We start from the raw sequence: 15,543 nt of genomic DNA, 5'->3' as shown, positions 1-15,543 counted from the left end.
ATGGTAGAAAACGCTCTCGTACATCCGGTTTATTTTGGCTCTATCGCACAATGGAGTTTAATGCTGCAGGCAAAAAAAATAAGTTTTGAAGCTTGCGATAATTATCAAAAACAAACCTACCGGAACAGGCAGTATATTTATGGAGCTAACGGCAAGCTACTACTCAATATTCCTATAAAACATACAGGCGATAAGCACAAGCGAAAGCTAACCAAAGAAGTGGCGATAGAAAATAGTTTTGCCTGGCAAAAAAACCACTTTAAAAGTCTTGAAGCGGCCTATCGCTCTTCGCCATTTTTTGAATTTTATGAAGATGAATTTATAAGTTTATACAACAAAGCTTATACTTCATTGTGGGAATTTAACCTCGATGCCATGCAAGCCATTGCCAATTGCCTGCAAATTGATTGGAACCCAGAATTCACAGCTACATATCAAACAAAACCCACGAATGCGGCTCAGTTTGACGGTCGCTATTTGGTAGATGCTAAGGGCAGCCCCCAGTTTAAACTGAATGCTTACAGCCAAGTATTTGAAGAAAAACATGGTTTTATTCCCAATCTATCGATAATTGATTTGCTATTTAATGAAGGGAACAATGCCGCAAGTTATTTATTAGCAACCGATTTATCTAAGTAAAAAGTAGATTTAATAGGATAATGATCGGATAGCTGTTCGCTGTAGTTTTTAAAATCTATAATCTTAAAAGCGGGCGAAGTTAAAATAACATCAATACGAAGAGGTATAAAATCAAAAACAAAGGTTTTACCAAAGCCCTCTCCTGCCATTTTAAATGCGTCATTAAAATTTTCTGACAAACGGCGGTAGACATAAGAAAAAGCCGAATTATTAAGATCACCAGCCACAATACTCGGGTAATGGCTCTGGTTTACCAATGCTAATATCTGTTCGGTTTGCTGCTGTTGTTTTCTAAAACTTCGCCCCACTCGGGTGATTAATTGCTCCCGATTTTCTTTTTGTAACTCTTTTACACTAGGATTGATCTTTAAACTTTCTAAGTGTATGTTAAAAACCCTGATGGTATCCTCTTTAATGACCAAATCGGCGTATAGTGCATTGTTTCCTGTATTCTTAAAATCGGCTGAAGCCCGATTAATAATAGGGTATTTTGAATAAATAGCCTGACTCGCTTTTCCTTTCAAAACAGGCAAATAACTATAGGCATATTGTGATAAATCTGGGGCTTGCTGGTGATTATACTCCTGAAACAGTAAAATATCAGGATCTTCTTGTGCTATAAATTCTCCTATACGTGCTTTTAAATTGGGTTGAGGCAACCAATCATAAACATTAAATTGCCTTACATTAAAGGTCATAAGACTTATAGCCTTTTGCGGATCTACTTCCGCTTCAAGCGACCTGATTTTATATAAAGATAACAAGTGGTTAAAACCGATTAGAATAATAAGTAAAGAAAGGAAAACTTGACGTTTTAAGCCTAGCAACCAGTAAATAACAAATATAAAATTAAGTAAAAAGAAAATGGGTAGGCCTAAGCTGAGAACGGACAAAAAAGGAAAAGTTACAGGCGGAATATAGGGCAATAAATAGGCAAGCAATAATGCCAAAGCCACAAGGGTATTGATAAAAAACACCAATTTATTAAAGACACTGAGCCCTTTCATATTATTCTTTACCTACTTTAAACAGGAAATCTTTTTCTTCCTTGGATAAACTTTCATAACCATTCTCACTTATTTTATCTAAAATAGCATCTATTTTCTTTTGCTTATCCGTCTTTGATGCTTGCTTGGCTTTAGCGGTATAAGTGTTTCTCGGATTGCGGTATACTTTTTTAAATGGTGTTTTTTTGCTAGAAGATGCAGATGAAAACCATCCGGCTACAGCATCAAAAATTTTTTCAAACCATAAGCCAATATCATTGCCTTTATTCAATTGTTTGGTATAAGCATACCCCAACAAGGCACCCCCTAAGTGCGCGATATGGCCGCCCGCATTACCAAAAGGAATTCTGATCACATCTAGAACTACAAAGACCACCGCAATATGCCAGAGCTTTACATTACCAATTAACAAGAGACGAATTTGCATTTGAGGAGCTTGTGTGGCAACCCCAATCAAAATTGCCATAACCGCAGCCGACGCACCGATTAATGGCACATTGCCCAAGTTTGAAAACACCGGAAATAGATTATAGCTCAAGGCAAAAAGCAGCGCACCACTTATAGCGCCTAAAAAATAATAATTCAATAGCTTTTTCGGAGCAAAAAAGGTAAGAAAAAATCGTCCGGCAAAATGCAAAACTATCATATTAAACAACAAGTGAAAAAAGCCAGCGTGTAAGAATGCGTAGCTAATTACACTCCATGGTTTATACAACCATGATTCTATTTGAGTAGGAAAGCTAAACCAATTAACAAAAAAGTTACCTGAGAATTGAAAAAGAAAGGCTAGGGTTTGAAATAAAAATTGCAATACAAAAACCCCAATATTTAAGGCAATGAGTTTTTCAACTACATTAGCCGTCTTGTACTTTACACGCAATTGATCTCTCCAATCCATCTAATTCCACCGGTTAGCGTTAAACTGATTTTTTTTCCAATACCACATCATTATAAACCCGATCACGGCTCCCCCAATATGCGCCCAATATGCTGTATTGCTAGGCCCTAATAATGTACTACCGGTCACCGCCGAATAAACATTGATGGCAAAATAGCCCCCAATAAGATACTTGGCTTTTATAGGAATAGGTATAAAGATAATATACAAAGGTAAATTAGGATAAATCACTGCGAAGGCAGCCAGCGCTCCAAAAATAGCTCCACTAGCTCCTACCATCGGAGTATAATAATTACTGAGTAAATCGCTCGAAACATTTTGAGGCAAGGCACTAAAAACTTGTTGTGTGCTACTGTAATTGTAAATCATTTCTTGTATTTGGTTTACCGAAAAACCAGCTTCAAGCGCAGCATTAAAAGCACTGTTGTAATCGATATAACTAAACAAAATTTGAAGTCCGGCTGCTCCTAAACCGGCAGAAAAGTATAAAAACAAAAAACGTTGCTGCCCGATACTCTGTTCTAATACGCTACCAAACATATACAAAGCAAACATATTAAATAGGATATGACTTAAATCGCCGTGCATAAACATATGGGTAAGCAACTGCCAAACCTGAAAATTCACGTTTTCTGGAAACCAAAGCGCAAATAAGCGATAGGCTAAATCACCTAAAAATTGACTCCCGAAAAAAAATAAAACATTGATTATCAATAAGACTTTTACCGTCTCTGTTATTCTTCCCATTACCTGAAATTTTTCTCTAAGTCTTCAACTTCTAAACGTACGAAAACTTTTTTATTATTCGGACAAATTTGTGGTTCTTTACACGCAAACAGGCTATTGATTATAGCCAATTGTTCTTCTTTAGCCAACACACTGCCATTTTTTACTGCCATACTGCGCGCCATAGACTTGGCAAAAACATCGGTTTGTAAAAATCCGCTATCGGGGATTTCATGCTCAAAATCAGCTAAAAGCTGATCTAATAGAATAGAAACTTCACTCTCATTAATAAGCGTAGGAATACCACTAATACTCACCTCGGAGGTGTCTATGCTATCAAAAATAAAACCGATTTGCTCTAGGTGTTCGCGTAAGTTACTCAGCATATCTACCTCTATAGCGTTATATTGTAAAGAAAGCGGAAATAATAGTTGCTGACTTACTGCAGCCTTTACCGTTATATTGCGCAATAACTCTTCATATAAGATACGCGTGTGAGCCCGGTTTTGATCTAAAAGCAACATACCATTCTTATAAGGACAAACAATATATTTTTTTTGCAATTGAAAAACACTATCACCGCTCAAGTCTTGCTGTTGCTGCCCGAACAGGTTACCCGTAACTTCCTCACTTTCAACCTCGATTTTGGTTTCGGGTAATTGCTCATCAATCTGTGTATATAATGCCTCCCAAGCTGCATTCTTTTTAGCCGTGTGCCGATTAAATGCCATTGCCTTGGCTGCCGATTGACTGGCCGCTTGTTTTTCGGTGTCAAACGGATTAAAGTTACGATCAACCTCTATTTGTGGAACCTGTACTTCTTTCTTAGAAAGATCATAAGGGGTGTCTAAACTCGAATCCCTTTCAAAATCGAGTATAGGTGCAACATTAAACTGCCCTAAACTATGTTTAATCGCACTGCGTAAAATTGCATACAAAGCGTGCTCATCGTCAAATTTAATTTCGGTCTTAGTAGGGTGTATATTTATATCAATGCGCTTAGGATCGATGCTTAAAAATAAAAAATAAGAAGGTTGGGCTTTATCGGGCAACAAACCTTCAAAAGCGGCGTTTACCGCGTGATGCAAATACGGTGACTTGATAAAACGGTTATTGACAAAGAAAAACTGCTCGCTACGGGTGCGCTTGGCATAGGCAGGTTTTCCTACAAATCCCTCGATATTAATCAGTTCGGTTTCTTCTGAAACAGGAACTAATTTTTCATTGGTTTTACTACCAAAAATATGTACAATGCGCTGACGAGCATTTGTAGCTGGTAAATTAAACAATTCATTACCGTTGTGGTGCAAACTAAAACCTATTTGTGCATGAGCAATAGCCACGCGTTGAAACTCATCAATTACATGACGGGTTTCCACTTGGTTAGATTTTAAAAAATTACGTCTAGCAGGAATATTAAAAAACAAATTTTTAACGCCTATAATAGTCCCTTTTTGGGTAACACAAGGCTCTTGAGATTCTACCTCACTCCCTTTTATTTTAATACAAGTACCTAGTTCATCTTGCTCTTGCTTCGATTTTAACTCAACTTGCGCAATGGCCGCAATTGAAGCCAGCGCCTCACCGCGAAAGCCTTTTGTGGTTAATTGAAAAAGGTCTTCGGCACGTTTAATTTTAGAGGTGGCATGCCGTTCAAAACTCAATCGTGCATCGGTAGCACTCATACCCTTTCCGTTATCGGAAACCTGTATTAAGGTTTTACCAGCATCTTTCAAAACCAAGCTAATTTGAGTGGCTCCTGCATCGATAGCATTTTCTAATAATTCTTTTACTACAGAGGCAGGCCTTTGTACCACCTCACCTGCTGCGATTTGATTGGCCACATGGTCGGGTAGCAATTGTATTATATCTCCCATAAATTATTCGGGTAAAAATATAGATAAGTCAAATTCGATAAATAATAGAAATAGGAATATAAGAATAGCTACAATAAGCAAAATGCGTTTGCGACTGGTTTGATCTTCGTCTTTTTCTTTTAATTCAGCTAAAGCGGATTTTACATTCCCTACAAAGCCTAAAGGATTGCCCGTAGTCTTTCTAAATTGATCGTATTTAGTTTTTATTTTATACGGACTCCCCTCCCCTTTATCATCATAATAACGGGGCTTATAACTAAATTGCTTGTTCTTTCTTCGCTTTAAAATTCCCATAACCTAGTCTCTTTTCAAAGGTAAAGAAAATCAAAAACAATACCGAATTAGCCAAGCTAAACTTATAAACATAAAAAAAGCCGATTAGGGTTCTAATCGGCTATTTTCTAGGGAGAATAACCCTTAAAATTTGGTTTGTTGACGCAAAGCTGCCATTTTGATGGCTGCAATGGCCGTTTCGCTGCCTTTATTTCCGTGTTTACCCCCAGAACGGTCTATGCTTTGTTGCTTGGTATTATCGGTCAATACACAAAAAATCACCGGAATATCACTTTGAATATTCAAGTCTTTTATACCCTGTGTTACACCTTCGCAAACAAAATCAAAATGCTTGGTTTCGCCTTGAATTACATTCCCTACCGCAATAATTGCGTCTAACATATCATAGGATTGCTGCATCTTTTTGCAACCGTAAATCAATTCAAAACTACCGGGTACATTCCACCGCACAATATTTTCTTTGATGGCACCATTATCGATTAAAGCATCGAATGCTCCTTGAAAAAGATTCTCGGTGATCTCGCTATTCCACTCTGAAACAACAATCCCAAACCGAAAGTTATTCGCGTTTGGGATGCTTGCTTTGTCGTATTCAGATAAATTTTTACCTGCTGTTGCCATATAATTATTGCATTGCTTTAGCCTGACCTAAATAAATGGCCACTTCGCTAGCTTCTGCAGAATCTTGATATTCTGCATCAATTTGATTTAAATATTTTTCGGCTTTCGCACCGTCTTTTAATTCTAAGGCTGTAATGGCCGCCTTTAGTAAAAACTTAGGCGTCGTAAATTCATTTTTACGTAATTTGGCTGCCTTTTCATAATAATCTAAGGCCTCTTCTGGCTGGTTCAATTGCATAAAGGCATCACCAATGGCACCTTTAGCCAAAGGAGCTATAATCTCATCATCGCTTGAGAATTTCTCTAAATGATTAATCGCTTCTTTATACTCTCCTGTATTCAAATAAGCAATACCCGCATAATAATGTGCTAGATTTCCTGTAGCCGTACTTCCGTAATTATCAATAACATCTAGTAAACCAAATTTACCGTTTCCTCCCTGTAAAGCGAGGTTGTACAAACTATCTTGGGCTTTACCCGAAGCGTCTAAAGCGTCTTCAAAATAAATTTGTGCTTGTGCAATATCATTGGCCGCATCTAATTCTTTTGGCTCTTGTACAAACTTAGTAAATGCTAAGTAACCCAAAACAGCAACCACCACTACTCCAATTCCTATTAAAATTGGCTTTTGGTTTTCAGAAACCCACTCTTCGGTTTTGTTGGCTCCTTCGTCTAGGTTATTAAATACTTCTGCGGTTGTAGATTCTTCTTCGTTAAAATTCTCTTCTACTGCATCGCTTTCTTTTTTAGCCTTAGGCTTATATCCTCTCTTTTTGTAAGTTGCCATAAATAATAGTTAATTAAGCGCAAAAATATAATTTTTATTGATATAAAAAAGAGAATTTATTTGTATTTTTTAATTGGCTTTCCTACTTACTTTGTACTTTTAAACTTTTTTACGTTTAAGCATATAGTACAGCCTATCTTATGATTTTAAAGAAACTCGCTTTGGTCAATTACAAAAACTTTGAGCAAGAAGATTTTGAATTTAATCCGCGTATAAATTGTTTTGTGGGTTTTAACGGCGTAGGAAAAACCAACACCCTAGACAGCATCTACCATTTGGCCTATGGCAAAAGTTACTTTAATCCGGTAACCAGTCAAAACATCAAACATAAGAAAGATTTTTTTGTAATTGAGGGCGAATTTGAGCGTCTTGAGCGCAAAGAACATATTGTGGTAAGCGCTAAGAAAGGACAGAAAAAGGTAATTAAACGCAATGCAAAAAATTACGAGAAATTTAGTGAGCATATCGGGCTTATTCCTGTGGTGATAATTTCACCAGCCGATAGAGACTTGATTACTGAAGGTAGTGAGATTCGCCGTAAATTCATCGATGGCATCATTGCGCAAAGCGACAAAACCTACCTCAACGATCTTTTGGCCTACAACAAGTTGCTGAGTCAGCGTAACTCTTTACTCAAATATTTTGCAGCCAACCAACATTACGATCAAGAAACGCTGAGTGTTTACAATGAACAGCTGAGTCCGCTGGCCGAGTCAATTTTTCAAAAACGCAGCGAATTCCTTTCGGTTTTTACCCCTATTTTTAAAGACCGTTACCATCACATCAGTAAAGGAAAAGAAGCCGTAGATTTACATTACCGCAGTCAGTTAAAAGAAGAAAGTCCGCTTGCCTTATTCGATAGCTATTTACAAAAAGACCTACAACGCCAGTACACGGGAGCAGGAACGCATAAAGACGATTTAAGTTTTAAAATAAAAAACTATTCCGTAAAGAAATTTGGTAGCCAAGGCCAACAAAAATCGTATCTTATAGCTTTAAAATTGGCGCAATATGACTTTTTACAACAACATACTGGAGTAAAACCCATACTTTTGCTCGACGATGTTTTTGACAAATTAGACGAAGAGCGTGTAGGGCAAATTGTGCAATGGGTAACCCAAGGCAATTTAGGCCAATTGTTTATAAGCGATACCCACGCCCAGCGTACAGAAGAGGTAGTCAAGAAATACGCATCAGATTATAAAATAATAAAGTTATGATTCTAAAAAAAACGCTACAATATAGTCTATATTTGGTTTTGTTTTGTGTGCTTTTGGCCTGCAGCCATCAACCTAAACTTGAAGACACTCAATTGCTCAATGGCTATTGGGAAATCGAAGAGGTTAAAAAACCCAACGGACAAATAGTTGCGTTTAAGTTTAATGAAAACGTAGATTATATTGAGTTAGAAAACGGCGAAGGCTTTCGGCAAAAAACCCGTCCGCAATTTACCGGCGGTTACCAATCAAATGGCGTGCAAGAAGCTATAAAAGTTCTACAACAAGGAGACAGTCTAGTGTTACAATATAGCACCCCACAAGATTCTTGGCAAGAAACCCTACTACAGGTAGCGCCCGAGCAGTTTAAAGTACGCAACCACCAAGGAATTATTTACACCTATAAAAAATTTGAAGGATACGATTATGGCGAGAAATAGCGAAGAACAAGACATAGGCAGCGTGTTAAAAGCCTTTGTAAAAGAAAATAAATTAGATCAAGGTCTCAATCACGTGAATGTAAAAGAAGTATGGTACAGCCAAATGGGGCCAGCCATAAAAAAATACACCAATACTATTCGGTTAAAAGAAGACACACTCATTGTAAGTTTGAGCTCCTCTGTTTTACGTGAAGAACTCAGCTATGGAAAAGAAAAAATCATACGCATGCTTAATGAATCTTTAGGACAAGATTTAATCAAAAAGCTGATTTTACGCTAATAAAAAAACCCAAAAAATAAACTTTTTTGGGTTTTTAATAAGCTATTAAGCTTAGCAGTTATTTTAAAAACAAGCCATTAAAACATCTCTCTGCCAGCAAAATGAAAATCGCCTTCAATTTTGGCATTCTCATCGCTATCACTACCGTGAACTGCGTTTTCACCAATTGAAGTAGCATATTTCTTTCTTATAGTACCTTCTGCAGCCTCGGCTGGATTGGTTGCACCAATAAGCGTTCTAAAGTCTTCTACGGCGTTATCTTTCTCTAAAATAGCTGCAACAATAGGTCCGCTAGTCATAAACTCAACCAACTCACCAAAAAATGGACGCTCGCTATGTACACCGTAAAAAGTTTCGGCATCACGCTTGGTCATTTGCGTTAATTTCATTGCAACAATTCTAAAACCAGAAGCGTTGATTTGTTCTAATATTGCACCAATATGCCCGTTTTTTACAGCATCTGGCTTAATCATGGTAAATGTTCTGTTTCCTGCCATGGATTTTATTTTTAATTTGCTGCAAAAGTAATCTTTTCTTACGATTCTGCAAACAAACTTATTGGGAGTACTCACCTCTGGCTAAAAGCTTTAATTTAGGCGTGCCTTTTGGCTTTCGGCATAGCCTCTTCCAAAAGTCGGGTTATCGCTACTCGCTTTAAAAGTGTGCCACACTTTTAAGAGCTTAAACATGCCGCTCTACCCCTCACGCAGAAAAACAAGAATTGAATCCGCGCAAGCTACTAGTAATCCCATTTGCACCACTATTTTTTAGCACTTAGAAAAATAGTTTTACGACTAGCTTCTAATAGCGTCAAATACTATAACCGCTAACATTAGTAAAACCACAATCATAGCAATTAAATAATAAATCTTCATTATTTTTTTGTGAGAGGTAAAATCGGGCATATTATTCGATTCGATCTGTGCGATAAGTTGGTGTTTAATTAACAGTGCGTCAATTTTAGACCGGTCTGCTTCTAGCAGAAAATACCGAATACCCGTGTCTAAAAAAGCCTGTTCTTTTATGTTACTAAAAAAATCGATATTGTTTTCTTGTAAAATTGACTCAAAAACAAGCTGATCGTGTTGCTGCACATATAATTTATAATGTGGAGAAAACCGTATATAAAAATTAGTAAAAGACATTATAAGACAGCAAATTTAAGTGAAAGATGAACGCAAAGCCTTTATGGTCTCTCCTTTTTTTGGTTTCGATAATGTTGCACCTTTAGTACGCAGCACATGCCGGCAATAACAAAAACTTGTGGCAAAACATCTAACCAAAACCTAAGATTAAAGGCTTGAGCCGTCAAAAAGTTAACCAGTATAAGTACTGTACTAATGAAAATAATAATTAGCGCTAGCGTTTTTAACATCCTTTAGAAATTTTTAAAAAAGAGATTCCAATCCCCTAAAAGTAACAGTATTTTGATTATACACAAAGCGGCGAAGATCTGTCCATTAAAAACTAGGCCAAAGTATCCTTAAACTTCTAGGAGGTTATTGTATTTGCTTTTGAGTGCAATAAACATTCACGCATACAGCCAAAAGGCAATTATTGTATTCAATACCCCAGCGGCTAACCACATATAAATCCGTAAACCTGAAGTAATACGATAACTAAGAAAAAACGCAATTAAAATTATGCAAAAGCACAAAACACAAGTTAGTAACCAAGAGAAAAAACCGTCAAAACCTATATTTGGATAAAGATAGTCTAAGATTTCAAATTTAATCAATAGTAAGAACATAAGTCCTGTAGCCGGTGCAATACTATTATTATCGGTGGTTTTTCGGGGTGGTGAAGTAATTATTGAAAAGTTGAAAACCTAATTTATGATATTGACTTAATTCCCAATCCATTAGCTATCTACAATAAAAAAGAGCTTATAAGGTCCTAAGTTAGATAAAGTCTAATGGTGTTTTTTATACTTATTTAACTCAAAAAATATTCCTATTTTGCAAACGAAATCAAGTAATTCCAATTTTGAACTAAATTAACGAGGGTTTAGAAGTGAATGGAATTAAAAATATCTGGTTATCTTAAAAATTAGGAAAGAGCATAAGATGGTAAACTCTTACGCCTAAAACGGACGACCTCCTAGTATTGAATGCTTATATGAAATAGCTGAAATTTTAAAATTAGGCGTAAAAGAACTTTAGTAGCGAATAATAAATAATACTTTAAAATGGGATATGGTGAACAATTAGAGTTGTTTCTGAAACAGGCTAAAACAAACAATTTAAAAACTAAGCACTTTAAATCGGATTATTTAAATACTAAGGTAAAAGTTAGTTTCGGACAGGGTAATACAGCAAGAATCCCTTGGATTTCTTTTTTAATCGAGCCAAATACTACAAGTAAGGGTATTTATCCTGTATTTTTATATTATAAAGAATTTGAATTACTAATCCTTGCATATGGAATTAGTGAATCGAATGAACCAGAAATGAATTGGAAACTAAATTCTAATGAGACTATAAACGAATTCTTTAAAAAAAAATTCAAAAAAAAACCCGATAGATATGGAACTTCGTATGTTGCTGAAGTGTATGATCTCAATAAGAAATTAAATATTAATAGAATTGAAGAAGATTTAAAGGATATAATAAAAGAATATAGACTAACCATTAATTCAGCACCGGTTATAAAAAAAGCCAGTGCGATAAACCATCCTCCATTTAACGTTAAGAACTTTAAAGTAGATTGTAAAAACGCTGGTTTAATCTACTCTGACATACTCATCACTCGTTTTGTAAGTTCCCTTTTAACAAAACCATTTGTCATTTTAACAGGTTTATCAGGCTCAGGTAAAACTAAGTTAGCTCAGGCTTTTGTGCAATGGATTTGTCAGGAAGAAAGTCAATACCGTATTATCCCTGTTGGTGCAGATTGGACCAATCGAGAACCATTACTAGGCTATCCAAACGCATTAAAACCGGAAGAGTATGTGAAGCCTGATAATGGCGTAATAGACCTCATTTTACAAGCAAACTCAAATCCTAAACTTCCACATTTTCTGATTTTAGATGAAATGAATTTGAGCCATGTAGAACGATATTTTGCAGATTTTTTAAGCGTGATGGAATCCAACGAAGAAATTCCACTTTATGCAGAAGGAACTGTGGATAATGGAGTCCCTTCAAAACTTAAAGTTCCAGCAAACTTATTTATCATAGGTACGGTAAATATTGATGAAACAACCAATATGTTTAGTCCAAAAGTTTTAGATAGAGCAAACACCATAGAATTCCGCATTAACAATAGCGAAATGGAAGATTTCCTTAGCTCAGCAAACGATCTAAATATGAAAGCTTTGCTAGAAGAAGGTGAAAAAACCGGAAAAGGAGCAACTATGGCTCAAAACTTTATAAGTCTTTCAAATAACAAATCATTTACGACCAAGGACTTGGATGAAATTAATAAAACACTACTTAATTTCTTTGGTGAATTACAAAAGACTGGTGCAGAGTTTGGTTATAGAACCGCTTCTGAGATTCTGAGATTGATTAATCAATTAGACACATTAAACAGTGTATTAACTACTTCTGAAAAGCTAGATATCGCTATTATGCAAAAATTACTACCAAAGCTTCATGGTTCAAGAAGAAAGTTAACTCCAATTTTAGAGACTTTAGGTAGTTTTTGTCTAAAAGAAGACCTAAAAATAATTAAGGATGTTTTCGAGAAAGATAATTTCGAGTTTTACAAAAAAGAGGGTAAAAAATTAGTGCCGACCGATGGAGTTCTGTATCCCCTGTCTTTAGAAAAAATTGCAAGGATGTATAAAGGCGCAATAGATAATGGATTCGCAAGTTATGCTGAGGCTTAATACATGAAAGCATTATCTGAAATAAAAATAAATTTAGATGCTGTTCAAGAAGGTTTGAAGCTATGGATAAGTTCCAAAAAGGATAAAACCTTGTTTGATGGAATCGACACTGCTATTGAAAATAATGAAGCACGTTATCAATTAAGAGAAGGTTGTTATTATGATTATGAAATTAGTGATGACAATTACCAGCTAGACGACATTGGAGAGAATATCATTCAAGAACATAAGCGACACTCAAATATTGGTACAATTTCACCAAATATATTCGTAGGAACATTAGAGATTCCTTTACTTAAAAAGGAGAGTCAGGAAAGGTGCTACTCAATTTATTTAGAAGTTCAATCAATTAAGTCCAACTATCGAGAGGATTACAGAGACATGCTTGAACTGATTACTGAGAAATGTACCGATTTACTATTACAATCTAATTCGCCAGTATCTCATCATTTTGATGTGGACTATTCAAAAAACAGTCAAACCTTATATCAAAAATTTGCCTTTATTAAATCCATAATCAACTCTTCAGAGTTTAAGGATGCTATTCATAGAATAGTTACAGCGCCAGTAACCAAATGGTCTGAAACACAGGAAGAAAAAGATGTTAGAAGTGTAAGAAGATTTACAAATTCAAACATAAAAGAATTAGTTAAAGGAGGGAAAAGGACAAATCTACCCAGCGGTCATTATTTGGAAAGTTATGGTTTAAAAACACTTCCTGAAAGAATAACTAGTGTTCGTAAAACCGATTCTGTAGATACACCAGAAAATCGTTTTATAAAACATGCTTTAGAAACATTCCTCAAGTTTTGTTCTGAAATTAATAATGCTGCTGATAAGAATTCAAAACTTGACGTCGAATCAAAAATATTAATTAGTGTATTAGAGAATCAATTACATCATTCTGTTTTTAATGCTATTTCCAGACCAAGTACTTTAAAACTTAATAGCCCAATCTTACAGAGAAAAGAGGGTTACAGAGAAGTTTTGAGAACTTGGCTAATGTTTGAATTGGCTGCAAAATTGATTTGGCGAGGAGGTGAAGATGTGTATGGTGCAGGTAAAAAAGACATTGCTATACTTTATGAATATTGGCTTTTCTTTAAACTTTTAGACCTATTTCAAGAGCTCTTCGAAATAGACGCAAAAGACATTTCAGAACTTATTAAGCCTACAAAAGATGGACTAAACCTTCAAATTAAGCAAGGTAAATTTACCGCCTTGAAAGGTGTTTTTGAAACAGATACCAGAAAATTAAACATTCAATTTAACTATAATCGACAATTTAGTGGTAAGAAAAATTATCCTGATTCAGGTAGTTGGACGACGACATTAAGGCCAGATTACACCCTTTCTTTTTGGCCTTTCGGAATTACAGAAAACGAAGCTGAAAGGCAGGAATTGATTGTGCATGTTCACTTTGATGCGAAATATAAAATAACTAATTTAACTGATATTATAGAACAAAGTACTACAATAGATTTAAATAAAGAAAAAACTGCAAATAAGAAGGGTATTTACAAAAATGCTGATTTACTAAAAATGCATGCCTACAAAGATGCCATTAGAAGAACGGGAGGAGCCTACGTTTTATATCCCGGTAATAAATCTTTAAATCGAAAAGGGTTTCACGAGATTATACCAGGATTAGGTGCATTCCCAGTTCGTCCATCCAAAAACGATAGTGGCATTGGTGAACTTAAGGCTTTCATTTTAGAAGTAATTGACCACTTCGTTAATAGAGCCTCACAACGTGAAAAAATTGCATTCAGGACCTATGATGTTTATAAAAATGAACCTAGCAAAAATAACAAAATAAACGAAATTTTACCCGAGACCTATGGTGCAAACAGAGGTTTGATACCAGATGACACTTATGTGCTGGTTGGCTACTGTAGTGATACAGCAAATATATCGTGGTATAAAAAAGAAGGTATATATAATTTCCGAATGAATAATGACAAGGGGTCTTTAGTATTAAACAACAAAGTGGTAAGTGCAAAATATTTGTTGTTGAGAGTACCTGGCAAGGAAAATGCAAATTTGTTTTTTGAAATAAAAAGTGAAGGTCCAAAAGTTATTGAAGGTAAAAAACTAAAGGGTTATAAAACTAAACGTTTGAAGGACTACTACCTTGTAATAGAAATAGAAAATAAAGAGTCGTTAGATTTTGGAAATAGTGAATTTAAATTTAAGGATCTACAAGTCTACAAAGACATAATAAACAAAGAACCAAACAAAATAATAGCCGCCGGAATTCCCTTTGCTGTGACTGTGACTGAGTTAATGAATGTAAAAGTGAATGTTTAACCAAAGATAAACATTGATACTCCTATATTCTATCTATATGTTTTATTCTTAATTCAGATGTTTATCTTTTGATACAACCTTTAAGAAAATAAACAATTGCATAAACCCAAAGATTCGAGCCTCAGCAGACAACAAACAATACAAACCCCCAATTCAAAAGTTTCGATAATCTAATTTAAATTTAATTTGTCTAAACAGATTGTATTTCAAAGCGCTACGGCTAAAACCCATTATATTAGCTTCTTATTTAATGTAACCCTACTCCCAAACCAATTTCTCCTTTGCTTTTAAACATACCCTTTTCCTCACCACCGCCATCTCACGCCTCCCACCACCAAACCACAAGTATTTTTCTGCGAGCTTTACCCCATAAATACTGCCTGTTTAAGGCGGAGCAATCGTATATGTTCACTGGAGATAAGCCTAGGCTGGTTCGAAGCTAATGCGAATCTCCTTCGGTACTTATGCGATAAATCCTTATATTTCGAGGGATTAACGAAGGAACATCGAAGAAGTAACGAACTAGCGTAACTTTAGCTTACCTCATTTTCTGGACTTAAATAGGTTCAAAATGAAGTGAGCAACCGTCGTAATCTGCAGTATACGACGGTGTAA

15 protein-coding genes are annotated in these 15,543 nt (G+C 35.6%); 6 read left to right on the top strand and 9 right to left on the bottom strand.

What is annotated here, in order from left to right; translation table 11 throughout:
• Positions 1-639 (top strand): WbqC family protein, encoded by a 639-nt coding sequence (locus ACH2AZ_RS06995; protein WP_394907244.1) that lies wholly within the window; start codon positions 1-3, stop codon positions 637-639.
• Here the strand turns inward: ACH2AZ_RS06995 and ACH2AZ_RS06990 are convergent.
• From ACH2AZ_RS06990 to ACH2AZ_RS06960, 7 genes are all read right to left on the bottom strand, one after another.
• Entirely contained in the window at positions 609-1,646 is a 1,038-nt protein-coding gene (locus tag ACH2AZ_RS06990) for an endonuclease/exonuclease/phosphatase family protein (RefSeq protein ID WP_394907243.1), read from the bottom strand. The genes ACH2AZ_RS06995 and ACH2AZ_RS06990 overlap by 31 nt on opposite strands.
• Before the next feature lies 1 nt (position 1,647).
• The gene (locus ACH2AZ_RS06985; protein ID WP_394907242.1) at positions 1,648-2,544 is read right to left on the bottom strand and encodes a rhomboid family intramembrane serine protease; all 897 of its coding nucleotides are present in this window, start codon (positions 2,542-2,544) and stop codon (positions 1,648-1,650) included.
• Positions 2,545-3,291: a rhomboid family intramembrane serine protease gene (locus tag ACH2AZ_RS06980; RefSeq protein WP_379045466.1), complete on the bottom strand. Its 747-nt coding sequence runs from the start codon at positions 3,289-3,291 to the stop codon at positions 2,545-2,547.
• On the bottom strand, positions 3,291-5,147 hold the full coding sequence (gene mutL, locus ACH2AZ_RS06975) for a DNA mismatch repair endonuclease MutL (protein WP_379045469.1): 1,857 nt from the start codon (positions 5,145-5,147) through the stop codon (positions 3,291-3,293). Before mutL ends, ACH2AZ_RS06980 begins: the two co-directional genes overlap by 1 nt.
• Positions 5,148-5,150: 3 nt before the next feature.
• Positions 5,151-5,441: a riboflavin synthase subunit beta gene (locus ACH2AZ_RS06970; protein ID WP_147861038.1), complete on the bottom strand. Its 291-nt coding sequence runs from the start codon at positions 5,439-5,441 to the stop codon at positions 5,151-5,153.
• A 123-nt stretch (positions 5,442-5,564) separates the two neighbouring features.
• Positions 5,565-6,062 (bottom strand): 6,7-dimethyl-8-ribityllumazine synthase, encoded by a 498-nt coding sequence (gene ribH / locus ACH2AZ_RS06965; protein ID WP_394907241.1) that lies wholly within the window; start codon positions 6,060-6,062, stop codon positions 5,565-5,567.
• Positions 6,063-6,066: 4 nt separating this feature from the next.
• Entirely contained in the window at positions 6,067-6,849 is a 783-nt protein-coding gene (locus ACH2AZ_RS06960; RefSeq protein ID WP_379045475.1) for a tol-pal system YbgF family protein, read from the bottom strand.
• A 140-nt stretch (positions 6,850-6,989) separates the two neighbouring features.
• Between ACH2AZ_RS06960 and recF the strand changes: the two genes are divergently transcribed.
• From recF to ACH2AZ_RS06945, 3 genes are read left to right on the top strand one after another with little or no spacing between them, the layout of a single operon-like run.
• Positions 6,990-8,069, top strand: a complete 1,080-nt coding sequence (gene recF / locus ACH2AZ_RS06955) for a DNA replication/repair protein RecF (RefSeq protein ID WP_394907240.1) — start codon at positions 6,990-6,992, stop codon at positions 8,067-8,069.
• Positions 8,066-8,506, top strand: a complete 441-nt coding sequence (locus ACH2AZ_RS06950; protein ID WP_394907239.1) for a hypothetical protein — start codon at positions 8,066-8,068, stop codon at positions 8,504-8,506. The genes recF and ACH2AZ_RS06950 overlap by 4 nt, the downstream gene beginning before the upstream one ends.
• The gene (locus tag ACH2AZ_RS06945) at positions 8,490-8,786 is read left to right on the top strand and encodes a DUF721 domain-containing protein (RefSeq protein WP_379046191.1); all 297 of its coding nucleotides are present in this window, start codon (positions 8,490-8,492) and stop codon (positions 8,784-8,786) included. The genes ACH2AZ_RS06950 and ACH2AZ_RS06945 overlap by 17 nt, the downstream gene beginning before the upstream one ends.
• Positions 8,787-8,863: 77 nt before the next feature.
• Here ACH2AZ_RS06945 and ACH2AZ_RS06940 read toward each other — a convergent pair whose 3' ends face one another.
• Positions 8,864-9,283 carry a nucleoside-diphosphate kinase gene (locus ACH2AZ_RS06940; RefSeq protein WP_147861033.1) on the bottom strand — a complete coding sequence of 140 codons (420 nt, stop codon included), beginning with the start codon at positions 9,281-9,283 and terminating at the stop codon, positions 8,864-8,866.
• Positions 9,284-9,580: 297 nt separating this feature from the next.
• Positions 9,581-9,880: a hypothetical protein gene (locus ACH2AZ_RS06935; protein WP_394907238.1), complete on the bottom strand. Its 300-nt coding sequence runs from the start codon at positions 9,878-9,880 to the stop codon at positions 9,581-9,583.
• A 1,094-nt stretch (positions 9,881-10,974) separates the two neighbouring features.
• Here ACH2AZ_RS06935 and ACH2AZ_RS06930 point away from each other — a divergent pair.
• Together ACH2AZ_RS06930 and ACH2AZ_RS06925 are read left to right on the top strand one after the other, a co-directional pair.
• Positions 10,975-12,618, top strand: coding sequence for an McrB family protein (locus tag ACH2AZ_RS06930; RefSeq protein ID WP_394907237.1), 1,644 nt, complete (start codon positions 10,975-10,977; stop codon positions 12,616-12,618).
• A 3-nt stretch (positions 12,619-12,621) separates the two neighbouring features.
• The gene (locus ACH2AZ_RS06925) at positions 12,622-14,928 is read left to right on the top strand and encodes a DUF2357 domain-containing protein (RefSeq protein ID WP_394907236.1); all 2,307 of its coding nucleotides are present in this window, start codon (positions 12,622-12,624) and stop codon (positions 14,926-14,928) included.
• The last annotated feature ends 615 nt before the right edge of the window (positions 14,929-15,543 follow it).

Source organism: uncultured Mesonia sp., from assembly GCA_947499595.1.
Lineage (GTDB): Bacteria > Bacteroidota > Bacteroidia > Flavobacteriales > Flavobacteriaceae > Mesonia > Mesonia sediminis.
This window is presented reverse-complemented; position numbering and strand designations above follow the sequence as displayed.